Here is a 24987-nt window from a genome sequence, read left to right as displayed (position 1 = left end):
CAGGCCTGTTTGCTCACTGATGGTATGAAAAAATGGCTTATCAACTTAACCTTAACTGGCCGGAGTTTCTTGAGAAATACTGGCAGAAAAAACCTGTTGTACTGAAGAAAGCGTTCGCTGACTTTGTTGATCCGATCACCCCGGATGAACTGGCTGGCCTGGCGATGGAACCCGAAGTCGACAGCCGACTGGTAAGCCATGCCAACGGAAAATGGCAGGCGAGCAATGGCCCGTTTGAGCATTTCGATGGCTTAGGTGAGACGGGCTGGTCGCTGCTGGCGCAAGCGGTGAACCACTGGCACGAACCGTCTGCGGAGCTGGTGCGTCCTTTCCGTGTCCTGCCGGACTGGCGTCTGGACGATTTAATGATCTCCTTCTCCGTGCCGGGCGGCGGCGTGGGCCCGCATATCGATCAGTATGATGTGTTTATTATTCAGGGCATGGGCAGCCGTCGCTGGCGCGTGGGTGACAAACTGCCGATGCGTCAGTTCTGCCCGCATCCGGCGCTGCTGCACGTCGATCCGTTTGAGCCGATCATCGATGAAGATCTGGAGCCGGGCGATATTCTCTATATTCCGCCAGGATTCCCGCACGACGGCTTTACCCACGAAACGGCGCTGAACTATTCCGTCGGCTTCCGTGGGCCAAACGGACGCGATCTGATCAGCAGTTTCGCGGATTACGCGCTGGAAAACGATCTCGGCAGCGAACACTACAGCGATCCGGATCTCACCGTACGCGAACACGCTGGCCGCATCGAAGAGTATGAGCTTGAGCGCCTGCGCGGAATGATGATCGAGATGATCAGCAAGCCGGACGATTTTAAACAGTGGTTTGGTAGCTTTGTGACTACGCCGCGTCATGAGCTGGATATCGCTCCGGCAGAGCCGCCGTACGAGCCGCAGGAAGTGGTCGACGCGCTGATGGGCGGAGAAACGCTGGTGCGTTTGAACGGGCTGCGTGTGCTGAGCGTGAGCGGCAGCGTGTTCGTCAACAGCGAACCGCTGGACGTCAGCGATGCGGCGGCGGCAGATGCGCTCTCCCGCTACACCACGCTTGGTAAGGCTGAGCTGGGCGAGGCGTTAACCAACCCGGTGTTCGCTGAAGAGCTGACGGCGTTGATTAATCAGGGGTATTGGTTCTTCGACGAGTAATATAGCGTCCGATTATCAGTAGGCCGGGTAAGGCGCAGCCGCCACCCGGCAGTTTCGCCAGCACGATGCCTGATGGCGCTTCGCTTATCAGGCCTACAAAGCCCGACCCGTAGGCCGGGTAAGGCGCAGCCGCCACCCGGCAGTTTCGCCAGCACGATGCCTGATGGCGCTTCGCTTATCAGGCCTACAAGGCCCGACCCGTAGGCCGGGTAAGGCGCAGCCGCCACCCGGCAGTTTCGCCAGCACGATGCCTGATGGCGCTTCGCTTATCAGGCCTACAAAGCCCGACCCATGGGCCGGGTAAGGCGCAGCCGCCACCCGGCAGTTTCGCCAGCACGATGCCTGATGGCGCTTCGCTTATCAGGCCTACAAGGCCCGACCCGTAGGCCGGGTAAGGCGCAGCCGCCACCCGGCAGTTTCGCCAGCACGATGCCTGATGGCGCTTTGCTTATCAGGCCTACAAAGCCCGACCCATGGGCCGGGTAAGGCGCAGCCGCCACCCGGCAGTTTCGCCAGCACGATGCCTGATGGCGCTTCGCTTATCAGGCCTACAAAGCCCGACCCGTAGGCCGGGTAAGGCGCAGCCGCCACCCGGCAGTTTCGCCAGCACGATGCCTGATGGCGCTTCGCTTATCAGGCCTACAAGGCCCGACCCGTAGGCCGGGTAAGGCGCAGCCGCCACCCGGCAGTTTCGCCAGCACGATGCCTGATGGCGCTTTGCTTATCAGACCTACAAAGCCCGACCTGTAGGCCGGGTAAGGCGCAGCCGCCACCCGGCAGTTTCGCCAGCACGATGCCTGATGGCGCTTCGCTTATCAGGCCTACAAAGCCCGACCCGTAGGCCGGGTAAAGCGCAGCCGCCACCCGGCAGTTTCGCCAGCACGATGCCTGATGGCGCTTCGCTTATCAGGCCTACAAAGCCCGACCCATAGGCCGGGTAAGGCGCAGCCGCCACCCGGCGGTTTCCCCCACACAAAGCCTGACCCGTAGGCCGGATAAGCGCAGCGCATCCGGCAATCCTCACCAAACCCCCCATTTTGCATTTCCCCACCATACGCGGTATAACAACACCATCATCTGGATGTTTAGATGTCCATACGTTTAGAAGGTCATAATGCAAACAACACAACAACAAGGTGGGCAACTCAAGCGCACCATGAAAACGCGTCACCTGATTATGCTTTCGCTGGGTGGGGTTATTGGCACAGGGCTGTTTTTCAACACGGGTTATATCATTTCGACCACTGGCGCGGCGGGAACATTGCTGGCCTATCTGATTGGCGCGCTGGTCGTCTGGCTGGTGATGCAGTGCCTCGGCGAGCTCTCCGTGGCGATGCCGGAAACCGGCGCATTTCATGTTTACGCATCCCGCTATCTCGGCCCGGCTACCGGTTACACCGTAGCCTGGCTGTACTGGCTCACCTGGACGGTGGCGCTGGGTTCCAGCTTCACCGCCGCCGGGTTCTGTATGCAATACTGGTTCCCGCAGGTTCCCATCTGGGTGTGGTGCCTGGTGTTCTGCGTGCTGATTTACGGCCTGAACGTTATTTCTACGCGCTTCTTTGCCGAAGGTGAATTCTGGTTCTCGCTGATCAAAGTCATCACCATCATTGCCTTTATTATCCTTGGCGGCGCGGCTATCTTCGGTTTTATTCCGATGCAGGACGGTTCACCCGCGCCGGGGTTACATAACCTCACTGCAGAAGGCTGGTTCCCACATGGCGGATTACCCATCCTGATGACCATGGTGGCGGTAAACTTCGCCTTCTCCGGCACCGAGCTTATCGGTATCGCCGCCGGGGAAACGGAAAATCCGCACAAAGTGATCCCGGTAGCCATTCGCACCACCATTGCCCGTTTAATCATCTTCTTTATCGGTACCGTTTTTGTGCTGGCGGCGCTGATCCCCATGCACCAGGCGGGCGTAGAGAAAAGCCCGTTTGTGCTGGTCTTCGAAAAAGTGGGTATTCCGTATGCGGCAGATATCTTTAATTTTGTCATTCTGACCGCGATCCTGTCGGCGGCGAACTCGGGGCTTTATGCGTCCGGGCGCATGCTGTGGTCGCTGTCGAATGAACGCACGCTGCCGCACTGTTTTTCCCGCGTCAGCAAAAATGGCGTGCCGCTGGTGGCGCTGTCGGTCAGTATGCTGGGCGGCGTTCTGGCGCTGTTTTCCAGCATCATCGCGCCGGATACGGTGTTTGTTGCGCTGTCGGCGATTTCCGGTTTTGCCGTGGTGGCGGTGTGGCTCAGCATTTGTGCCTCGCACTTTGTCTTCCGTCGCCGCCATCTGCAACAGGGCCGGGCGCTTAGCGAACTGCAGTACCGCGCGCCGTGGTATCCGCTGGTGCCGGTGCTGGGCTTTATCCTTTGTCTGGTCGCCTGTGTGGGCCTGGCATTTGACCCGAGCCAGCGAATCGCGCTCTATTGCGGCCTGCCGTTTGTTGCGCTGTGTTATGGCGCTTATTATTTGACGCGTTCCCGTCAGCCTGTTCAGGAGATCCAACATGTCGCAGAGTAACCCGTTAACCGCCATTCTCGACGCTGAGCCGTTTGTGTTGCTGGATGGCGCAATGGCCACCGAGCTGGAAGGGCGCGGCTGTAATCTGGCCGATAGCCTGTGGTCGGCGAAAGTGTTGATGGAAAACCCAACGCTGATTCGCGATGTGCATCTCGACTATTTCCGCGCCGGGGCGCGAGTGGCGATCACCGCCAGCTATCAGGCGACCCCCGCAGGCTTTGCCGCGCGTGGGCTGGATGAAGCGCAGTCTCGTGCGTTGATTGCCCGCAGCGTTGCGTTGGCACAAGAAGCGCGAGAATTATATCTGGCGGAAAATCCGCAGGCGGGAACGTTGCTGGTGGCCGGCTCGGTTGGGCCGTATGGCGCGTATCTGGCGGATGGGTCGGAATATCGCGGTGATTATCAGCGCAGCGCGGAAGAGTTTCAGGCATTTCATCGCCCTCGCGTAGAAGCGTTGCTGGAGGCGGGGGCCGATTTGCTGGCCTGCGAAACGCTGCCGTCGTTTGCGGAGATTTCGGCGCTGGCGGAGCTGCTCACGGCGTACCCGACGGCGCGCGCCTGGTTTTCGTTCACCCTGCGCGATGCGCAGCACCTCAGCGATGGCACACCGCTGTGTGATGTGATCGCCACGCTGGCCCGTTACCCGCAGGTGATTGCGGTAGGCATTAACTGTATCGCGCTGGAGAAAACTAACGACGCGCTACGCCATCTGCATAGCCTGACGCCGCTGCCGCTGGTGGTTTATCCCAACTCCGGCGAGCATTATGACGCGGTGAGTAAAACCTGGCACCACCACGGCGAGGCGTGCGATACCTTAGCGCACCATTTACCGCAGTGGCAGGCGGCGGGGGCGCGGTTGATTGGCGGCTGCTGCCGCACGACGCCTGCGGATATCGCAGCATTGAAACGCCTTCGTTAGCCCTTATCGGATGGCACTATCGCCATCCGACATTTCCCTTACTCATATCTTATCTATCTAATCCCATTTTTTTTCTAAAAACGAAAAGGCATTAACAAGACGTTTTAATTCCTTTAACAAAATTCCGCGCCCGGAAATACTGCACCCATAACAAGACACAGAGGGAGCAGACAATGGCAATTTCATCGCGTATTTCACTCTTCGCCGCCGCAGCACTGATCGCATTTCAGGCGCAGGCCGTGGACGTTACCATCGCATACCAGACTTCCGCCGAACCGGCGAAAGTCGCACAGGCGGATGACACCTTTAGCAAACTGAGTGGCGCAAAACCTGACTGGCGCAAATTCGACAGCGGCGCGAGCATCGTTCGCGCGCTGGCTTCCGGCGATGTTCAGATTGGCAACCTGGGTTCCAGTCCGCTGGCGGTGGCCGCCAGTCAGCAGGTGCCGATTGAAGTGTTCCTGCTCGCCTCGCAGCTTGGTAATTCCGAAGCGCTGGTGGTAAAGAAAAACATCACCAAACCGGAAGATTTAATTGGTAAACGTATTGCTGTGCCGTTTATCTCCACCACCCACTACAGCCTGCTGGCCGCGCTGAAACACTGGGGCATTAAGCCAGGCCAGGTGCAAATTCTTAACCTGCAGCCACCGGCGATTATTGCCGCCTGGCAGCGCGGTGATATCGATGGCGCATACGTCTGGGCACCGGCGGTGAACGAGCTGGAAAAAGACGGCACCGTGCTGACCGATTCCGAAAAAGTGGGCCAGTGGGGCTCGCCAACGCTTGATGTTTGGGTGGTGCGTAAAGATTTCGCCGAGAAGCATCCTGACGTGGTGCGCGCCTTCGCGAAAAGCGCCATTGATGCCCAGCGCGGTTATATCGATAACCCGGAAGCCTGGCTGAAACAGCCGGATAACATCAGCAAACTGGCGCGCTTAAGCGGTGTACCGGAAGCGGATGTTCCGGGGCTGGTGAAGGGCAATACCTATCTCACCGCAGACCAGCAGGTGAAAGAGCTGAACGGCCCGGTTAACAAGGCGATTATTGACACCGCCGAGTTCCTCAAAGCGCAGGGCAAAGTGCCTGCGGCGGCGACGGATTACAGCCAGTACGTGACCGACCGCTTTGTGAAATAAGGAGTTTGTGATGCTGCAACTTTCTCATCTTTATGCCGATTACGGCGGCAAACCGGCGCTGGAGGACATCAATCTCACGCTGGACAGCGGTGAACTGCTGGTGGTGCTCGGCCCGTCAGGCTGTGGCAAAACCACGCTGCTGAACCTGATTGCCGGATTTGTACCGTATCAGCAGGGCAGCATCACGCTGGGTGGAAAACGTGTCGAAGGGCCGGGCGCAGAGCGCGGTGTGGTCTTCCAGAACGAAGGGCTGCTGCCGTGGCGCAACGTACAGGACAACATCGCGCTGGGTCTTCAGTTGAGCGGAATGGTGAAGGCCGAACGGCTGGAAATCGCCCGCGAAATGCTGAAGAAAGTGGGGCTGGAAGGCGCAGAAAAACGCTTTATCTGGCAGCTTTCCGGCGGCCAGCGTCAGCGCGTGGGTATCGCCCGGGCGCTGGCCGCAAATCCGCAGCTACTTTTGCTGGATGAACCGTTCGGGGCGCTGGATGCCTTTACCCGCGAACAGATGCAAACCCTGCTGCTGAAGCTGTGGAATGACACCGGCAAGCAGGTCATGCTGATTACGCACGATATAGAAGAAGCGGTCTTTTTGGCGACCGAGCTGGTGCTGCTGTCGCCGGGGCCGGGAAGGGTGCTGGAGCGTCTGCCGCTGGAGTTTGCTCGTCGTTATGTTGCCGGGGAGTCCTGCCGCAGCATTAAATCTGATCCGCAGTTTATCGCCATGCGCGAGTACGTTCTGAGTCGCGTATTTGAACAACGGGAGGCCTTCTCATGAGCGTCGTGGCTAATGACAAACCGCGCCTGAAAACGCTGAAATGGCGCTGGCCGCTCTCCCGCCAGATTACCCTAAGCCTGGCGACGCTGCTGGTGCTGTTAACGGTGTGGTGGGGCGTGGCTGCCCTGCAACTTATCAGCCCGCTGTTTCTGCCGCCGCCGGGGCAGGTGCTGCAAAAACTGATCGTCATTGCCGGGCCGCAGGGCTTTATGGATGCCACGCTGTGGCAACACCTTTCCGCGAGCCTGGCCCGTATTCTGGTCGCGCTGCTGGCGGCTGTATTCATTGGCGTTCCTGTTGGGATCGCGATGGGCCTCAACGCCACGGTGCGCGGCATTCTGGATCCGATCATTGAGCTTTACCGTCCGGTGCCGCCGTTGGCCTATTTGCCGCTGATGGTTATCTGGTTCGGTATCGGAGAAACCTCGAAGATCTTGCTGATCTACCTGGCGATTTTCGCCCCTGTGGCGATGTCGGCATTGGCCGGCGTGAAGAGCGCGCAACAGGTACGCATTCGGGCTGCGCAGTCGCTGGGGGCCAGCCGCCGTCAGGTGCTGTGGTATGTGATTCTGCCAGGCGCGCTGCCGGAAATCCTCACCGGGCTGCGTATTGGCCTGGGCGTAGGCTGGTCGACGCTGGTCGCGGCTGAACTGATCGCCGCCACGCGCGGGTTAGGTTTTATGGTGCAATCTGCTGGCGAATTTTTAGCAACCGACGTCGTGCTGGCAGGCATTGCGGTGATTGCGATTATCGCGTTTGTTTTAGAACTGGGGCTGCGCGCGTTGCAGCGTCGTCTGACGCCCTGGCATGGAGAAGTGCAATGAGTGAACGTCTGACTGTCACCCCGCTGGGGCCATACATTGGTGCCGAAATTAGCGGCGTCGATTTAACCCGCCCGCTGAACGATAACCAGTTTGAGCAACTTTATCATGCGATGTTGCGTCATCAGGTTATTTTCCTGCGTAATCAGGTGATTACCCCTGAGCTCCAGCGTGATCTGGCATTGCGATTTGGCGATCTGCATATTCACCCGGTATATCCTCATGCGCCTGGCGTAGAGGAAATTATCGTTCTGGATACCCATGACAATAATCCACCGGATAACGATAACTGGCATACCGATGTGACGTTTATCGAAACGCCGCCTGCGGGTGCTATCCTCGCGTCAAAAGAGCTGCCCTCCACCGGGGGCGATACGCTGTGGACCAGCGGCATTGCGGCGTGGGAGGCGCTTTCTGAGCCGTTCCGTAAACTGTTAAGCGGCTTGCAGGCGGAGCACGATTTCAAAAAGTCATTCCAGGAATACAAATACCGTAAAACCGAAGAGGAACATCAGCGCTGGCTGGAAGCGGTGGCAAAACATCCGCCGCTGCTGCATCCGGTGGTGCGCACGCATCCGGTAACCGGTAAGCAGGCGTTGTTCGTCAATGAAGGCTTTACGACGCGCATTGTGGATGTGTCGGAGAAAGAGAGCGAGGCGCTGCTGAATTTCCTGTTTGCGCACGTCACGAAACCGGAGTTTCAGGTGCGCTGGCGCTGGCAGCCGAACGATGTGGCGATTTGGGATAACCGCGTCACGCAGCACTATGCCAATGCCGATTATTTGCCGCAGCGGCGGATTATGCATCGGGCGACGATTCTGGGGGATAAGCCTTTTTATCGGGCGTGAGTGTGATCGCTGAAGCCCTCTCCCACAGGGAGAGGGTTAGGGGATAAAAAGCACCTGCTATCGCAGAATTTTCTTCTCAGCCAAATCCAGGGCAAAGTAGCTAAAGATAAGATCCGCGCCCGCGCGCTTAATCGCACCCAGACTTTCCAGCACCACTTTCTCTTCATCAATCGCACCCGCCTGGGCGGCGAATTTGATCATCGCGTACTCACCGCTCACCTGATACGCACCAATTGGCAGTTCAGTGCGCTCGCGGATATCGCGCAGAATATCCAGATATGGGCCTGCCGGTTTCACCATCAGGCAATCCGCACCCTGTGCTTCATCCAGCAGCGACTCGCGAATCGCTTCGCGGCGGTTCATCGGGTTCATCTGATAGGTTTTACGGTCGCCTTTCAGCGCCGTGCCCGCAGCTTCGCGGAACGGGCCGTAGAACGAAGACGCAAACTTGGTGGAGTAGGACATGATCGCGGTATCGGTAAACCCGGCAGCGTCCAGCGCCTGACGAATTGCCTGTACCTGACCATCCATTGCCGCAGAAGGCGCGATGAAGTCGGCACCCGCCGCCGCCGCGACAACGGCTTGTTTACCCAGATTCAGCAGGGTTGCATCGTTATCCACGCCGTGATCGCACAGCACGCCGCAGTGGCCGTGAGAGGTATATTCACAGAAGCAGGTGTCGGACATGACAATCATTTCCGGCACGGCGTCTTTACAGATACGCGACATGCGCGCCACGAGGCCGTCTTCCTTCCAGGCATCGCTGCCGGTCGCGTCGGTGTGGTGTGATATGCCGAAGGTCATCACCGAGCGGATACCCGCATTTGCAATGCGCTCGATTTCGCGGGCGAGATGTTTCTCCGGAATGCGCATCACGCCAGGCATGGCGTCGATGGCCTTGTAGTCGTTGATCTCTTCTTCAACAAAGATCGGCAACACCAGGTCGTTTAAGCTCAGTGTTGTCTCTTCAAACATAGCCCGCAGCGCAGGTGATCGGCGCAGACGGCGTGGGCGAGTGATTAAATCGGTCATGATTTGCCTGATGTTTGTGGAACAGGCATCCATTGTAACCGAATCACCATCGTGATGTTTTACTAAAGTTGTGCTTATAAAGCAGGACGAGGCGGCAGGACGCCGTGAAGTTGTTCAGGAATTTCTTAAATTATTTCAAATGATGAGTGCGGTTATTTTTGAGTCATTTTTATATATAAACTTATATTCAAGTTCAATGTTAGTCATAGATGTGAATTCTATTTTTGATGGCGTTGAGTGTTTTTGTTTGTTTTATAGTTTTAATGAATTAATTTTTCAGATTGTGGTTGTGAATGTTTTATTTTTTATTTGGTTGGAAGTAAAGGGGTTTTATGATTGAGTGCGTATTTTAATTGTTGATTTTATTGAATTTTGTCTTGTGTTGTTTGCATCTTTATTATTCGATTAAGTTGTCCGAATACAGACATTAAGTAAAGATTAATTGAACCTTTTATCCCCCGCATCGCATAATTACGCCCGCAACAATACTCATATTGCATTGTTAATTGATGGACCAACGAATATACGTCCCTGAGGAGGGATGACAAATGCACTCCTGGAAAAAGAAACTTGTAGTATCACAATTAGCATTGGCTTGCACTTTGGCAATCGCCTCTCAGGCAAATGCTACAACAACTAACGACATTTCTGGCACGACCTACAATACTTTCCATCATTACGATGATGCCACTTATGCAGATGGTGTTTACTATGATGGTTATGTAGGTTGGAACAACTACGCAACTGACAGCTTCTATAACGGTGATATCTATCCTGTTATTAATAACGCAACTGTTAACGGCGTTATCTCCACTTACTATCTGGATGATGGTATCTCTACCAACACCAACGATAACAGCCTGACAATTAAAAACAGCACCATCCACGGCATGATTACTTCCGAGTGCATGACCACTGATTGTGCTAACGATCGCGATACTGGTTATGTGTACGATCGTCTGACTCTGACTGTCGATAACTCTACTATTGACGATAACTACGAACATTATACTTACAACGGTAAGTATACTGACGGTACCGCAGATACCCACATTGTTGATGTTTATGATATGGGTACAGCCATCACTCTGGATCAAGAAGTTGATCTGGCAATCCAGAATAACTCTCATGTAGCAGGTATCACCCTGACTCAGGGTTATGAATGGTCAGATGTTGACGATAATACCGTTGCTACTGGTGTTAACAGCCAGGAAGTGTTTAACAACACAATCACTGTTAAAGATTCTACTGTGACCTCAGGTTCATGGACTGATGAAGGAACTTCTGGTTGGTTTGGTCATACGGGCAATGCCAGCAACTACAGCGGTGACATTACTGCTGATGATATTGCTATTGCAGCAATCGCCAATCCGTATGCTGACAACGCGATGCAAACTACTGCAACCTTCGACAATTCTACCCTGATGGGCGATGTTGTTTTCTCCAGCAACTTTGATGAAAACTTCTTCCCGAATGGCGCTGACAGCTATCGCGACACCAATGCTGACGTAGATACTAATGGTTGGGATGGCACAGACCGTATGGATGTGACTCTGAACAACGGTAGTAAGTGGGTTGGTGCTGCAATGTCTGTGCATCAGGTTGATGCTGATGGCGATGGCATTTACGACGGTTATGCAGCTGGCACAGAAGCTACTGCAACTCTGATTGACGTCGCAGCTAACAGCCTGTGGCCGTTATCAACTGTTGGTGTTGAGGATTCCAACACTGCCTATTCTGAATATGGTCACATTGTTGGCAACGAAGTTTATCAGAGCGGCCTGTTCACCGTAACCCTGAATGGTGCTTCAGAGTGGGATACTACCAAAACCTCTCTGATTGATACCTTAAGCATCAACAGCGGTTCTCAGGTTAACGTAGCAGATTCTACTCTGATCTCTGACACCATCTCCCTGACCGGTGGTTCTTATCTGAATATCGGTGAAGATGGCCACGTTGCTACTGATACGCTGACCATCGACAACAGTACCGTTAAAATGTCTGATGACGTTGCTGCGGGCTGGGGTGTTACTGATGCAGCACTGTATGCGAACACCATCACCGTGACTAACAACGGTCTGTTGGATGTGAACGTTGATCAGTTCGATGCGAACCCGTTCCAGGCTGATACCCTGAATCTGACCAGCACTACTGATACTGCGGGTCATATCCATGCAGGTGTATTCGATATCCATAGCAGCGATTATGTAATGGATAGCGATCTGGTCAACGACCGCACCAACGACACCTCTAAATCTAACTATGGTTACGGTGTTATCGCTATGAACTCTGATGGTCACCTGACTATCAACGGTAATGGCGACAACGACAGCACGACTGCATCTGTAGAAGCAGGTCAGAACGAAGTTGATAACGCTGGCGACAACGTAGCTGCTGCAACCGGTAACTACAAAGTTCGTATCGACAACGCTACGGGTAAAGGTTCTATCGCAGACTACAAAGGCAACGAGCTGGTTTATGTCAACGACAAAAACAGCACCGCGACCTTCTCTGCTGCCAACAAAGCTGACCTGGGTGCATACACCTATCAGGCACAGCAGAAAGGCAACACTGTTGTTCTGCAACAGATGGAGCTGACCGATTACGCAAACATGGCGCTGAGCATCCCGTCTGCAAACACCAACATCTGGAACATGCAGCAGGATACCCTGAACAATCGTCTGAACACCTCTCGTCATGGCTTTGAAGACAATGGCGGCGCATGGGTGAGCTACTTCGGTGGCAACTTCAACGGCGACAACGGCACCATCAACTATGACCAGGACGTTAACGGCATCATGGTCGGTGTTGATAGCAAAATCGACGGTAACAACGCTAAATGGATCGTCGGTGCTGCGGCTGCCTTCGCGAAAGGCGACATGAATGACCGTACTGGTCAGGTAGATCAAGACAGCCAGTCTGCCTACGTCTACTCTTCTGCTCGCTTCGCGAACAACATCTTTGTTGATGGCAACTTAAGCTACAGCCGCTTCAACAACGACCTGAGCGCAACCATGAGCAATGGCGACTATGTTGATGGCGATACCACTGCCGATGCATGGGGCTTTGGCTTGAAACTGGGCTACGACTGGAAAATCAACGACGCTGGCTACGTAACTCCGTACGGCGCAATTTCTGGTCTGTTCCAGTCTGGCGACAACTACAGCCTGAGCAACGGCATGGATGTTGGTAGCCAGGACTACGACAGCCTGCGTTATGAACTGGGCGTTGATGCTGGTTACACCTTCAACTACGGTGACCAGGCTCTGACTCCTTACTTCAAACTGGCTTATGTGTATGACGATTCCAACAACGACACCAACGTCAATGGCGATAACATTGACAACGGCGTTGAAGGTTCCGCAGTACGCGTAGGCGTGGGCAGCCAGTTCAGCTTCACCAAAAACTTCAGCGCTTACACCGGTGTTAACTACCTCGGCGGCGGCGATGTTGATCAGGATTGGGGCGCAAACGCGGGTGTTAAATACACCTGGTAATGGCTCTCCGGTAAATGGGGAAGGTGACTTCCCTGTTTAACTGAACGTTACTCATGCCCGTCATCGCTATGGCGGGCATTTTTACATGGATGGTAGAAAATGCCTGCATTGAGTAAACCACTGAGCGAATTTGTTACTCTTGATAAGCACTTATCTCCTCGCGGTATCCATTTTGATTTACCGGCCGGTTCAATTATTTTGCCGGAAGATAAAAAGACCGAAAACTACACCCTCGTTATCACTCAGGGCGCGGTCTCTATTAGCCGCAACCCGGGCAATATCATGTTCGGCATGTCGCAAAGCCCGGCGATTTTTGGCCTTGTCGGCGCCATCATGAAAATCCAGCAGGACTATACGCTCACCACCGAAAGTGATTGTCGCGGCTATTACCTGCCCGTGCAGGACACGCTCCACTGCCTGACACGTTACCAGCTCTGGCGCGAAGCGCTCTATTGGGTGACGTGGCAGCATCGCATGCTGGAAGTCCGTGATGGACAGCTTATTGGTGCCAGTAATTACCACCAGATCCGCAGCACACTGCTGGTGATGTCGAAGTGGAATGAAAATTTGCGTGCCAGAGTGGGGGTCATGAAGTTTATTCAGAAACGAACCAATATCTCACGTTCGGTGATTGCCGAAGTGCTCTCGGCTCTGCGACGGGGAAATTATATTGAGATGGAAAAGGGCAAACTCGTCAGCATCACGCGTTTGCCCTACGACTATTAAGAGCCAGGAACAGCCTGCGGCTGATTGCCGCTCAGTTCCGTAACCAGATTATTGATACCGTCGCTCATATTGACGAATCGGGTAAGCGGAGAACGGGTGACGACCACAAATGCGCCCACGTTTTCCTGCGGAATCATTGCCATATAGGTAATGAAACCACCGCCGCCGCCCGTCTTCTGAATAATCCCTGGGCGACCATTTTTCGGCGACATATAGACCCATCCCAGACCCAGCGCATCTGCTTTACCCGGCACATCCATACCCACTACGCGCGTGAGCTGGTTGCGTTGATAAATCAGCGTCTGCATCCGATCCGCCTGATTACTGCGATGATAGAAATCAGAAGAAAGGTATTGCTGCATCCAGCGCATCATATCGCCAGGCGTGGAATAAACCCCGCCGCTCCCGACGGCAGCCAACGTATTGTTACACGGGCTGGCGCCTTTCTCGGCCACCATCAAACGACGGCACTGATCCGGCGACGGCGTAAAGGTGGTGTCTTTCATGCCCAGCGGACGGCTGATTTGCTCTTCAAACAGTTGTGAATAAGGCTTACCAGCGGCGTTGCCCAGTGCATCGGCCAGCAGGTCGAAAGCCAGATTCGAATAGCTGGCTTGCGTTCCGGGGGCGGCTTTCAGGGTCGCGTTATTCAGATAAGCCCAACGTTGTGATTGCGTCGGCCAGACAAACACCGGGCGATGCGCCGCGCCACCTGGCTGCTCGCGCGGCAGCGCGCTGGTGTGCGTGGCGAGGTTCACCAGGCGAATCGGTGAGCCCTGATAAGTTGGCACATGCGCGCCCGGCGGAGCATATTTGCTTAACGGATCGTCAAGCTTCACCACGCCCTGGTCGAGCAGTTTCACCAGCATCTCGCTGGTCATCAGCTTGGTCAGCGACGCAATACGAATCACTGAATCTAGCTGTGGATGCACGTTGTTGCCGGGGCGAGTTTCGCCAAAGCTGCGGAATACGCGCTGGTTGCCATCAATAACCACCAGTGCCATTCCCGTCGCGCCGCTGCCGTAGAAGATATGGTTAGCGTAGCGGTCGACAATATCGGAAGCAAAAACGGGATCGGCGATCGGCTGAGCCGCCTGGACTGATGTCAATGACGCCACGCAGAGCGCGGCAGAAAAAAGCAGACTACGTTTCAACGAAGGCATCCATAAATGAAATGGGGGAACAGTGCGTATTTATACTACTTACACCGTGAATCGGCACCTGAGAAAGCGCCATTAAACGCTATCATAGCGGGAAAAACGTAACGGTGAGTAACCGTGGATATGAAACTTTGTATTGAAGACACACTTTTGTGATCCGTCGCGTATGATAGATAAGATGAATATTCCATTTGTGTCGCTGAATACGGTTAAAACGTGAGTCAAACCTTCCTGGAAACCGCGTTACAACTGAAATATCGTTAAGGCGATTTTGCACCTTTTACCGGCGAACTAAGCGCCTGTTTATCGGTCTCATTGTGCGGTTATCTTTCGTTTTTACGTGGTATCCCTTTGGTTGCAGCGCATGCTGCGACAGGACTTGTGTTGTACACAGCAAACGCCAGAACCATAAGAAGTTAGCAGGAGAGCACTATGTTTAAGTCTTTTTTCCCTAAGCCGGGGCCCTTTTTTCTCTCGGCATTTATTTGGGCGTTGATTGCCGTCATTTTCTGGCAAGCGGGTGGAGGAAGCTGGCTGCTGAATCTGGTTCATGCATCGAAGGATGTCCCGATTAGCGCAGCCCGCTTCTGGTCGCTGAACTATCTGGTTTTCTACGCGTTTTACGCCGTTTGCGTCGGGCTTTTCGCGCTCTACTGGTTTGTGCGCAGCCCACATCGCTGGCAGTATTGGTCGATATTGGGAACCGCGCTGATTATTTTCGTCACCTGGTTTGGTGTGGAAGTGGGCGTCGCAATTAACGCCTGGTATGCCCCATTCTGGGACCTCATCCAGCAGGCGTTGACCACGCCGCATAAGGTCTCTATTGATCAACTCTATCACGAAATCGGCATTTTCCTCGGCATTGCCCTGATTGCCGTCACCGTCGGCGTGCTTAACAGTTTCTTCGTCAGTCATTATGTGTTTCGCTGGCGTGCCGCGATGAATGAGTACTATATGGCGCACTGGGATCATCTGCGTCATATTGAAGGTGCGGCGCAGCGTGTGCAGGAAGACACCATGCGTTTTGCCTCCAGGATGGAAGATATTGGTACCAGCTTTATTAATGCCATTATGACGCTGATTGCCTTTTTGCCGGTGCTGGTTACACTTTCGGCCCACGTACCGTCGCTGCCGATTCTGGGCAGCATACCGTATGGTCTGGTGATCGCCGCGATTATCTGGTCTGTTATGGGTACCTTGCTGCTGGCGATTGTCGGTATCAAACTGCCTGGACTGGAATTTAAAAACCAGCGTGTGGAAGCGGCCTATCGTAAAGAACTGGTCTACGGGGAAGATGATGAAGCCCGCGCCACGCCGCCGACGGCTCGCGAGCTATTCAGCGCCGTGCGCCGCAACTATTTTCGTCTCTATTTCCACTATATGTATTTCAATATCGCTCGTAACCTGTATCTTCAAATAGATAATGTTTTTGGCGTGATTCTATTGTTCCCGTCAATCGCCGCAGGTGCAATCACGCTGGGCCTGCTGCAGCAGATCCTCAACGTATTCGGCCAGGTGCGCGGTTCGTTCCAGTATCTGATTAGCGCCTGGCCCATGCTGGTGGAACTGATGTCCATCTACAAACGTCTGCGCAGCTTCGAGCACCAGTTGGATGACAAAGATCTCCAGGAAGTGACCCACACATTTAGTTAATTTCTACAAGGAAGCACGATGACGCCAGTATCACGTTATGTCTCACTCCCGTTAACGTTGCTGGCGGGGCTGGTATTAAGCGCCTGTACCAGTCAACAGACGCCAACGTTGAAGAAAGGGGAGAAGCCCGTTGACGTGGCGTCGGTGGTGCGGCAAAAAATACCGGCCAGCGTGAAGGACCGGGAAGCCTGGGCGCAGGCGCTGGCAACAACCTTTGAAAGCCAAAAGCTGGCACCGACAAAAGAGAATATCTGTTCGGTGCTGGCGGTGGCGCAGCAGGAATCCAACTATCAGGCGGACCCGGCGGTGCCAGGGTTGAGTAAAATCGCCTGGCAGGAAATTGACCGCCGTGCCGAGCGTATGCACATACCGACGTTCCTCGTGCATACCGCTCTGAAAATTACCTCGCCTAACGGCAAAAGCTACAGCGAGCGGCTGGATAACGTGAAAACGGAAAAACAGCTGAGCGCGATTTTTGATGACTTTATTAACATCGTACCAATGGGGCAGACGCTGTTTGGCTCGCTGAATCCGGTACATACCGGCGGCCCGATGCAGGTGAGCATTGCTTTTGCCGAGGCGCACACGCGCAGTTACCCGTGGAAAATGGACGGCACCGTACGTCAGGAAGTCTTCAGCCTGCGCGGTGGGCTGTGGTTTGGCACATACCATCTGCTGAACTATCCGGCCAATTACACGGCCCCAATTTACCGATTCGCAGACTTTAACGCAGGCTGGTATGCCAGCCGTAATGCGGCATTCCAGTATGCGGTCAGTAAAGCGACCGGCGTTAAGCTGGCGCTGGACGGCGATTTAATCCGCTATGACAGCGATGAAGCAGGGAAAACCGAGCTGGCGGTGCGCAAGCTGGCAGGCAAACTTTCGCTGAGTGATGACGAAATCCATCGCCAGTTGAAGAAGGGCGACAGCCTGGCGTTTGAAGAGACCGAGCTCTACAAGGGCGTGTATAAGATAGCGCAGCAGAAAACCGGCAAAACGCTGGTGAAAGAGATGTTACCTGGGATTCAACTGGAGAGCCCGAAGATCACGCGCAATCTCACCACGGCGTGGTTTGCGAAGCGCGTCGACGATCGTCGGGCCAAGTGTATGGCGAACTAAGATTAGCGCTGGCGACGCCAGCGCATCACGAGCGCCACGAAGCCTAAAATCGCACAGCCGCCCAAAAACGGCACCAGACCGAACAGGGTTCCGACGGCCAGCCCCATTTCAACACGCGGGCGGCCCGTATCCTGCATTTGCATCAAATGCTCGTAAACCCCAGGCGCATGCACCAGCAGGTTTAGCAACTGTGCACCAGCCCAAAAACAGAGCAGAACGAACACCGCATAGGCGACGTTGCCCGGCGCAGAAGATGCGCTTTTTTTCCCATTCAGGATGAGCTTCGACAAGGCGAAATCTGTCATAAAGACCTCCCGGACTTCATTACATGACCGTGACACTGGCATGAGTGTGACAGCCTTCCTTGCGGGGCAGTATAAGAATTATGGTAATTTCGGTTAAGGATTCGTCCTGGATTATCGGGAGTTGTGTGGCGATCACAAATCCTAAATGTAAACATTAAACTAACATTTGATAATTGTTGTTCACACCACAGACTGGTAGCCAGGGATATGCAAAGATGATTTTTTTATCTTCGGAGGCATTATGAAGCTGCCTGCTAAAATTCGCCGTGACTGGCACTACTATGCGTTCGCGATTGGTCTGATTTATATTCTTAACGGCGCGGTTGGCTTGCTGGGTTTTGAAGCGAAAAGCTGGCAAACCTATACGGTTGGGATGGTGACGTGGGTGATGAGCTTCTGGCTGGCAGGGTTAATTATTCGCCGCCGCCCGGCAGGCGACGGCGTGGAAGAGGGCGCGAACTAAGCCTCTTTTACATCGTGGTTTTGAGGGCGCTATCGGCCTGATGGCGTTCCAGTGCCAGCTCGATTAAACGTGTGATCAGCGAGGTGTAATCCAGCCCGCTTGCCTGCCACAGTTTTGGATACATGCTTATGTTGGTGAAACCTGGCAGCGTATTGATTTCGTTAATCACGACTTCATTTTCCGCCGTCAGGAACACATCGACACGCGCCATCCCGCTGCAACCCAACGTTTGATACGCCTGCACTGCAACATCGCGGATTTTGTCGTTGATCTCTGCCGGAATCGCCGCCGGAACGACGACTTTCGCGCCGTTATCATCAATGTATTTGGTGTCGTAGGCGTAAAATTCGCTGTTCAGCACAATTTCGCCACAGGTACTGGCCTGCGGTTCATCGTTGCCCAGCACTGCGCATTCGATCTCGCGGCCCTTAATACCCTGCTCAACCACTACTTTATGGTCAAACTCAAATGCCAGCGCCACGGCCTGCTGATATTGCGCTTCGCTATTGACCTTGCTCACGCCAACAGAAGAACCCTGATTGGCCGGTTTTACAAACAGCGGCAGGCCCAGTTTCGCTTCGACTTCCGCAAACGAAATACGGTCACGGTTGTTGCGTGTCAGCGTAATGAACGGCGCGATGGCAAGCCCGGCGTCGCGCAGCAGGCGCTTAGTGACGTCTTTGTCCATGCAGGCGGCAGAACTCAGCACATCGGAACCCACAAACGGCAGATTCGCTACGCGAAGCATGCCCTGCAGGGATCCATCTTCGCCAAGCGTGCCGTGAACAATCGGGAAAATCACGTCAATCGCGCTAAGCGGCTGGCCGCTTTCTGCGTTGATCAATTGCTGCGAGGTTTTTCCAGGGATTTGCGCCAGCGTCACATCAGAGTGACGAAGGGCGATTTTTGCCGGGTCCTGCGCGTTCAGCAAATAGTTTTGCGCATCGTTGATGTGCCACTGACCCTGTTTATCAATGCCCAGCAGCACCACGTCAAAGCGTGTTTTATCAATGGCTTCAACGATATTCTTAGCCGACTGCAGCGACACTTCGTGCTCTGCTGATTTCCCGCCGAAAACAATCCCAACCCGCAACTTCGCCATCTTTAATTCCATCCGTTCCAAACGCAAAACACATAACATACCACGTGATTTCCGGGCTATCTGCCATAATCTTTAACTTTATTGCAGGCAGGAGAGCCGATGAAAATCACGCGCTGGCTGGTATTTGCGGGGCTTATCGCTATTGGCTATGGTGGCTATCAGATGCTGCCATCCTGGTACAATCCATTTACGCCATTAATGCTTAACGATCCACCCGGTCTGGTGACGCGCTGGAAGCTCAAAGCGATAACGGATGCGCAGTGTCAGACGCTGCTGGCCGAGGCAAATCAGCAAAATCTTATCAGTACTCAGCGAGTGGCACCGAGCAGCGGCGCGTGTCCGCTCACGGATGTGGTGCAGGTGCGTGATTTTGGCACGGTGAAACTCAGCAATCGCTTTCTCGCCAGCTGCCGCCTGGCGCTAAGCAGCGCCTTGTATGTGGAACAGCAGGTGAAGCCGCTTTCCCGGCAAATGTTAAACAGCGAAGTGACGCGCATTGACCATCTGGGGAGTTTTGCCTGCCGTAATATTTATCATCGCGCCGACGGCCCGCTGAGCGAACATGCCACGGCAAATGCGCTGGATATCAGCGGCTTTCGTCTGGAGAATGGCACCCAGGTTAGCGTACTGAAGGGCTGGACGCAGCCGCAGACTCAACCGTTCCTGCAAACGCTGCTGGCGGCAAGCTGCCAGTATTACGGTAATGGGCTGGGGCCAGGCTATAACGCGGCGCACGCCAATCATTTTCATCTCGGTATGCGCGGCTACGGGCTTTGTCGCTAAGCATAACTCTCTTTGTGCTGGAAATTAAAACGTGAGATCGTTCACAGAAAATAGCAAATCAATGATAAAACCCTAAACTCACCGCGACCGCATCTCTGACAATACCGACTGCCATACAACTTGCTACCCTGTGCACTTGTCCGCATAAGTGAACGAAAACGCGTAGTTATGGAATCCTGGAAGGTAAATCTCATCTCTGTCTGGTTTGGCTGCTTCTTTACCGGCCTCGCCATCAGTCAAATTCTGCCCTTTTTGCCGCTCTACGTGGCGCAACTGGGCGTCACGTCTCATGAATCGCTCTCGATGTGGTCAGGGCTAACGTTCAGTATCACTTTTCTGGTTTCGGCGATTGTCTCGCCCATGTGGGGAAGCCTGGCGGATCGCAAAGGGCGCAAATTGATGCTCCTGCGCGCGTCGCTGGGTATGGCGATTGCCATTTTGCTGCAAGCCTTTGCCACCAACGTCTGGCAGCTGTTTATTCTGCGCGGCGTGATGGGGCTGACGTCGGGTTATATACCAAACGCGATGGCGCTGGTCGCCTCGCAGGTGCCGCGTGAGCGCAGCGGCTGGGCGCTGAGTACGCTCTCTACCGCGCAAATCAGCGGCGTCATCGGCGGGCCGCTGCTCGGCGGTTTCCTCGCGGATCACATGGGTCTGCGGATGGTCTTTTACATCACTGCGTTTTTGCTGATGATTAGCTTCCTCGTCACCCTGTTTTTAATTAAAGAGGGCGTGCGGCCGCAAATCAGCAAATCAGAGCGGTTGAGCGGGAAGGCGGTATTTGCTTCGCTGCCGTATCCGGGGCTGGTGATCAGCCTGTTTGTCACCACCATGGTGATTCAGCTATGTAATGGTTCGATCGGCCCGATTCTGGCGCTGTTTATTAAATCGATGGCGCCGGACAGTAACAACATCGCTTTCCTGAGTGGGATGATCGCCGCCGTACCGGGCGTCTCGGCGCTGATCTCCGCGCCACGGCTCGGCAAGCTGGGCGACCGCATCGGTACGGCGCGCATTCTATTGGCGACGCTGTGCTTTGCGGTGGTGCTGTTTTTCGCCATGTCGTTTGTGACCACACCGTTCCAGCTTGGCGTGCTGCGCTTCCTGCTCGGCTTCGCCGATGGCGCGATGCTGCCAGCGGTACAAACGTTGCTGCTCAAGTACATCAGCGAACGCGTGACCGGGCGGATTTTCGGCTACAACCAATCGTTTATGTATTTGGGCAACGTTGCCGGGCCGCTGATCGGGGCGTCCGTTTCCGCCATGGCGGGCTTCCGCTGGGTGTTTGTGGCGACGGCGATTATTGTGCTGATTAATATCTGGCAACTGGTGGTGATGCTGCGGCGCAGTAAAACCGCAGCGTAGTCAATTCCGAACTCGTTCAGTTCCCTCGCCCCTTCGGGGTGTACGGTCCGGGGACATAGTTAACACTTGTTCGGGGACATGGTAGACACTTACAACTAAGGCATAAGAATCCGTTTATGGAGTCGCTTATGCCCTGGGATGCGAGAGATACCATGTCATTACGTTCCGAGTTTGTTCTGTTCGCCTCACAAGACGGGGCGAACATCCGTTCCCTCTGCCGTCACTACGGCATTTCTCCCGCCACCGGTTACAAGTGGCTTCGTCGCTGGGCTGAGGAAGGCGCATCCGGTCTTCTGGACCGTCCCCGCGTACCTCATCACTCTCCCAACCGTTCTCCGGATGATATCACTGACCTGCTGCGCATCGCCCATGCCCGTCATGAGCGCTGGGGCGCCCGCAAGATAAAGCGCTGGCTCGAAGACCAGGGGCACCGTATGCCCGCCTTCAGCACCGTCCATAACCTGATGGCCCGTCACGGTCTGCTACCGGGCACGGCTCCGGGCATTCCGGCCACAGGGCGCTTCGAACATGACGCGCCGAACCGGCTCTGGCAGATGGATTTTAAGGGCCACTTCCCCTTCGGCGGGGGGCGCTGCCATCCGCTCACCCTGCTGGATGACCACTCCCGTTTCTCCCTGTGTCTGGCACCCTGCGCCGATGAACGCCGTGAGACCGTGCAGCAGCAGCTGGTCAGCGTGTTTGAACGCTACGGGCTGCCAGACCGGATGACGATGGACAACGGCGCGCCGTGGGGCGACACCACCGGTGTCTGGACAGCGCTGGAGCTGTGGCTGATGCGCCAGGGTATCCGGGTGGGGCATTCCCGGCCATACCATCCGCAGACACAGGGCAAGCTGGAACGTTTTCACCGCAGCCTGAAGGCGGAAGTGCTGCAGGGTAAGTGGTTCACAGACAGCGGTGAGCTGCAGCGTGCTTTCGACCACTGGCGTACGGTGTATAACCTTGAACGGCCCCATGAAGCACTGGGTATGGCCGTTCCGGCCTCGCGGTATCAGCCGTCTGCAAGGCAGTACAGCGACAGCATTACGCCACCGGAATATGATGAAGGGGTGATGGTGAGGAAGGTCGATATCAGCGGGAAGCTGAGCATTAATGGTACCTGTCTGAAGGCAGGCAAAGCATTCAGGGGAGAGCGGGTCGGGCTGAAGGAGACGCAGGAGGATGGCTGCTATGAAGTGTGGTGGTACAGTACGAAAGTGGGGGTGATCGACCTGAAGAAAAAGTCGATCACCATGGGTAAAGGATGTTAAAAAGTGTTCACCATGTCCCCGAACACCTGTCTACCATGTCCCCGGACCGTACACGGGGAGAGGGTTAGGGTGAGGGGGGAAAAATGCGACTCCCTCACCCGCGTTTCACTCAAATGTCTCCCCGATCACAAAACGATCATTTTCCCCACAAGCGATCTTCTCAAAACAACTGTTACGCGTATACAGTTACGCGTAACAGTTAATGTGCAAGAGGTTTTTATGGGTAATTTATTTGATTTATCGGGTAAACGCGCGCTGGTAACCGGTTCAGCGCAGGGGATCGGCTTGCTGCTGGCTCGCGGCCTGGCCGAACACGGTGCGGAGGTGGTGATTAACGACATCACCCAGCAGCGCGCCACGCAGGCGGCGGATGCCCTGACGGCTGAGGGATTCCGCGCAGTGGGTTACGGTTTTGATGTCACTCATGCGCAGGAGGTCGCCAAAGCTATCGACAACATCGAACAGGAGGTGGGCGCAATTGATATTCTGATTAATAATGCCGGTATTCAGCGACGTTATCCCTTCACCGAATTCCCGGAAGCCGAATGGGATAAAGTGATCGACGTTAACCAAAAATCCGTGTTTTTAGTTTCCCAGCAGGTGGCGAAATATATGATGCAGCGCCGACAGGGGAAAATAATAAATATCTGCTCGATGCAAAGCGAATTAGGTCGCAAAACGATTACGCCTTACGCCGCCTCAAAAGGCGCGGTCAAAATGTTAACCCGCGGAATGTGTGTCGAGCTGGCGGAATACAATATTCAGGTTAACGGTATTGCGCCGGGATATTTTGCCACCGACATGACGGCTGCACTGGTTAATGACGATGCCTTTTCCGCCTGGCTCTACCAGCGTACGCCAGCAGCCCGCTGGGGAATACCAGAGGAACTGATTGGCGCGGCAGTTTATCTCGCGGCGCCTGCCTCTAATTTCGTGAATGGTCATATTCTGTTTGTCGATGGCGGAATGTTAGCCGCCGTGTAACAACATAAAATAATGATAGATGATGCTCATCGTCTGAGGATTGAGTATGAAAACACTTAGCAAACTGCCAGTACGCCGCTGGTGGTATTTAATGCCGATTATTTTTATTACCTACAGCCTGGCGTATCTCGATCGCGCAAATTATGGTTTTGCCGCCGCCGCCGGAATTGAAAATGATTTAGGGATCACCAAAGGAACTGCATCGTTAATTGGCGCGCTGTTCTTCCTCGGTTATTTCTTTTTCCAGGTGCCGGGCGCGATGTATGCAGTAAAACGCAGCGTGCGGAAAATGATTTTTTTCAGCCTGATACTATGGGGTTTCTGCGCGGCAGCTACTGGCTTTGTCAGTAATATTCCTACATTGATGGCGATTCGCTTTACCCTGGGTATTGTCGAAGCGGCCGTTATGCCCGCCATGCTTATCTATATCAGCAACTGGTTTACCAAAAGCGAGCGTTCACGCGCGAATACTTTCCTGATTCTCGGTAATCCGGTGACAGTGCTGTGGATGTCGATCGTCTCTGGCTATCTGATTCAGGCCTGGGGCTGGCGCGAAATGTTTATCATCGAAGGCATTCCGGCGGTGCTGTGGGCTTTCTGCTGGTGGGCGCTGGTGCGCGATAAACCGTCAGAGGCCACCTGGCTTAGTGAAGAAGAAAAACAGACGCTTCAGCAGGCGATGGACAGCGAACAAACGGCCATCAAGCCCGTGCGTAACTACGGTGAAGCGATGCGTTCGCGTAACGTGATTATGCTGTGCGCCGTGCACGCGCTGTGGAGTATTGGCGTCTACGGCTTCATGATGTGGATGCCGTCGATTCTGAAAAATGCGGCGCAAATGGACATTGTCTCCGTCGGCTGGCTGGCCGCAGTGCCATATCTGGCGGCAATTTGCCTGATGCTGGTGGTTTCATGGCTCTCCGATAAACTGCAAAACCGTAAGCTGTTTATCTGGCCTCTGCTGCTGATTGCGGGCGTCGCGTTCTTCGGGTCGTGGATGTTGGGCACGCAGGCTTTCTGGCTCTCCTATGCGTTGCTGGTCATTGCCGCAGCCTGTATGTACGCACCTTACGGGCCGTTCTTCGCGTTGATACCGGAACTGCTGCCACGCAACGTCTCGGGCGTGTCGATGGGGTTAATCAACAGCTTCGGCGCATTGGGCGCGTTTATCGGTGCGTGGCTGGTGGGTTATCTCAACGGCATCACCGGCGGGCCTGGCGCGTCTTACACCTTTATGGCGACCGCGCTGTTTGCGTCAGTGGTGCTGATGTACTGCGTACGTGCGCCTGGCGAAACGACGCGCGGCGCGCTACAACCCAATAAGGCTGCCAGCTAAACGGGCTGGATGCA

Annotated in this window: 21 protein-coding genes; 17 read left to right on the top strand and 4 right to left on the bottom strand. The window is 54.6% G+C overall.

What is annotated here, in order from left to right; genetic code table 11:
* Positions 1-32 precede the first annotated feature (32 nt).
* From G163CM_RS12540 to tauD, 7 genes are all read left to right on the top strand, one after another.
* Complete coding sequence (locus G163CM_RS12540; protein ID WP_231825173.1) at positions 33-1154, top strand: ribosomal protein uL16 3-hydroxylase; 1122 nt, start codon at positions 33-35, stop codon at positions 1152-1154.
* A gap of 1114 nt (positions 1155-2268) precedes the next feature.
* The gene (mmuP, locus tag G163CM_RS12535) at positions 2269-3675 is read left to right on the top strand and encodes an S-methylmethionine permease (RefSeq protein WP_231825172.1); all 1407 of its coding nucleotides are present in this window, start codon (positions 2269-2271) and stop codon (positions 3673-3675) included.
* Complete coding sequence (gene mmuM / locus G163CM_RS12530; protein WP_231825171.1) at positions 3662-4594, top strand: homocysteine S-methyltransferase; 933 nt, start codon at positions 3662-3664, stop codon at positions 4592-4594. The genes mmuP and mmuM overlap by 14 nt, the downstream gene beginning before the upstream one ends.
* Before the next feature lie 173 nt (positions 4595-4767).
* The gene (gene tauA / locus G163CM_RS12525) at positions 4768-5730 is read left to right on the top strand and encodes a taurine ABC transporter substrate-binding protein (protein WP_231825170.1); all 963 of its coding nucleotides are present in this window, start codon (positions 4768-4770) and stop codon (positions 5728-5730) included.
* 10 nt (positions 5731-5740) lie between these two features.
* On the top strand, positions 5741-6508 hold the full coding sequence (gene tauB / locus G163CM_RS12520) for a taurine ABC transporter ATP-binding subunit (RefSeq protein ID WP_231825169.1): 768 nt from the start codon (positions 5741-5743) through the stop codon (positions 6506-6508).
* Positions 6505-7332 (top strand): taurine ABC transporter permease TauC, encoded by an 828-nt coding sequence (gene tauC / locus G163CM_RS12515; RefSeq protein ID WP_015965657.1) that lies wholly within the window; start codon positions 6505-6507, stop codon positions 7330-7332. Before tauB ends, tauC begins: the two co-directional genes overlap by 4 nt.
* Positions 7329-8177, top strand: a complete 849-nt coding sequence (gene tauD / locus G163CM_RS12510) for a taurine dioxygenase (RefSeq protein ID WP_015965656.1) — start codon at positions 7329-7331, stop codon at positions 8175-8177. Before tauC ends, tauD begins: the two co-directional genes overlap by 4 nt.
* 57 nt (positions 8178-8234) lie before the next feature.
* Here the strand turns inward: tauD and hemB are convergent, their stop codons facing one another.
* The gene (hemB, locus tag G163CM_RS12505) at positions 8235-9209 is read right to left on the bottom strand and encodes a porphobilinogen synthase (RefSeq protein WP_015965655.1); all 975 of its coding nucleotides are present in this window, start codon (positions 9207-9209) and stop codon (positions 8235-8237) included.
* A gap of 548 nt (positions 9210-9757) precedes the next feature.
* On the opposite strand from hemB, the gene ehaB reads away from it, so the two are divergent.
* Together ehaB and G163CM_RS12495 are read left to right on the top strand one after the other, a co-directional pair.
* Positions 9758-12706, top strand: coding sequence for an autotransporter adhesin EhaB (ehaB, locus tag G163CM_RS12500; protein WP_231825168.1), 2949 nt, complete (start codon positions 9758-9760; stop codon positions 12704-12706).
* A 99-nt stretch (positions 12707-12805) separates the two neighbouring features.
* The gene (locus tag G163CM_RS12495; protein WP_231825167.1) at positions 12806-13432 is read left to right on the top strand and encodes a helix-turn-helix domain-containing protein; all 627 of its coding nucleotides are present in this window, start codon (positions 12806-12808) and stop codon (positions 13430-13432) included.
* On the opposite strand, the gene ampH is transcribed toward G163CM_RS12495, so the two are convergent.
* A complete protein-coding gene (gene ampH / locus G163CM_RS12490) occupies positions 13429-14586 on the bottom strand; it encodes a D-alanyl-D-alanine-carboxypeptidase/endopeptidase AmpH (RefSeq protein ID WP_231825166.1) in 1158 nt (385 codons plus the stop codon). The genes G163CM_RS12495 and ampH overlap by 4 nt on opposite strands.
* Positions 14587-15024: 438 nt before the next feature.
* Between ampH and sbmA the strand changes: the two genes are divergently transcribed.
* On the top strand, positions 15025-16245 hold the full coding sequence (gene sbmA, locus G163CM_RS12485) for a peptide antibiotic transporter SbmA (RefSeq protein WP_231825165.1): 1221 nt from the start codon (positions 15025-15027) through the stop codon (positions 16243-16245).
* An 18-nt stretch (positions 16246-16263) separates the two neighbouring features.
* Positions 16264-17364 carry a DUF1615 domain-containing protein gene (locus G163CM_RS12480; RefSeq protein WP_231825164.1) on the top strand — a complete coding sequence of 367 codons (1101 nt, stop codon included), beginning with the start codon at positions 16264-16266 and terminating at the stop codon, positions 17362-17364.
* A 2-nt stretch (positions 17365-17366) separates the two neighbouring features.
* Here the strand turns inward: G163CM_RS12480 and G163CM_RS12475 are convergent, their stop codons facing one another.
* Entirely contained in the window at positions 17367-17669 is a 303-nt protein-coding gene (locus G163CM_RS12475) for a DUF2755 family protein (protein ID WP_015965649.1), read from the bottom strand.
* A 241-nt stretch (positions 17670-17910) separates the two neighbouring features.
* On the opposite strand from G163CM_RS12475, the gene G163CM_RS12470 reads away from it, so the two are divergent.
* Positions 17911-18132 carry a DUF2754 family protein gene (locus G163CM_RS12470; protein WP_231825163.1) on the top strand — a complete coding sequence of 74 codons (222 nt, stop codon included), beginning with the start codon at positions 17911-17913 and terminating at the stop codon, positions 18130-18132.
* A gap of 7 nt (positions 18133-18139) precedes the next feature.
* Here G163CM_RS12470 and ddlA read toward each other — a convergent pair whose 3' ends face one another.
* Positions 18140-19234, bottom strand: a complete 1095-nt coding sequence (gene ddlA, locus G163CM_RS12465) for a D-alanine--D-alanine ligase (RefSeq protein ID WP_231825162.1) — start codon at positions 19232-19234, stop codon at positions 18140-18142.
* A gap of 99 nt (positions 19235-19333) precedes the next feature.
* Here ddlA and G163CM_RS12460 point away from each other — a divergent pair, with 99 nt between their 5' ends.
* The 5 genes from G163CM_RS12460 to G163CM_RS12440 all read left to right on the top strand — a co-directional run bounded on the left by G163CM_RS12460 (position 19334) and on the right by G163CM_RS12440 (position 24973).
* Positions 19334-20017 (top strand): extensin-like domain-containing protein, encoded by a 684-nt coding sequence (locus tag G163CM_RS12460; protein WP_231825161.1) that lies wholly within the window; start codon positions 19334-19336, stop codon positions 20015-20017.
* Positions 20018-20185: 168 nt separating this feature from the next.
* A complete protein-coding gene (locus G163CM_RS12455) occupies positions 20186-21382 on the top strand; it encodes a multidrug efflux MFS transporter (protein ID WP_231825160.1) in 1197 nt (398 codons plus the stop codon).
* A 128-nt stretch (positions 21383-21510) separates the two neighbouring features.
* Positions 21511-22653, top strand: coding sequence for an IS481 family transposase (locus G163CM_RS12450; RefSeq protein WP_420851079.1), 1143 nt, complete (start codon positions 21511-21513; stop codon positions 22651-22653).
* Between the two features lie 219 nt (positions 22654-22872).
* Positions 22873-23637 (top strand): gluconate 5-dehydrogenase, encoded by a 765-nt coding sequence (idnO, locus tag G163CM_RS12445; RefSeq protein ID WP_231825159.1) that lies wholly within the window; start codon positions 22873-22875, stop codon positions 23635-23637.
* A 46-nt stretch (positions 23638-23683) separates the two neighbouring features.
* Positions 23684-24973 (top strand): MFS transporter, encoded by a 1290-nt coding sequence (locus tag G163CM_RS12440; protein WP_231825158.1) that lies wholly within the window; start codon positions 23684-23686, stop codon positions 24971-24973.
* Positions 24974-24987 lie beyond the last annotated feature (14 nt).

Source organism: Pseudocitrobacter corydidari (assembly GCF_021172065.1).
Classification (GTDB): domain Bacteria; phylum Pseudomonadota; class Gammaproteobacteria; order Enterobacterales; family Enterobacteriaceae; genus Pseudocitrobacter; species Pseudocitrobacter corydidari.
Note: the sequence above shows the minus strand (reverse complement) of the source record. Positions and strands in the feature narration are given on the sequence as shown.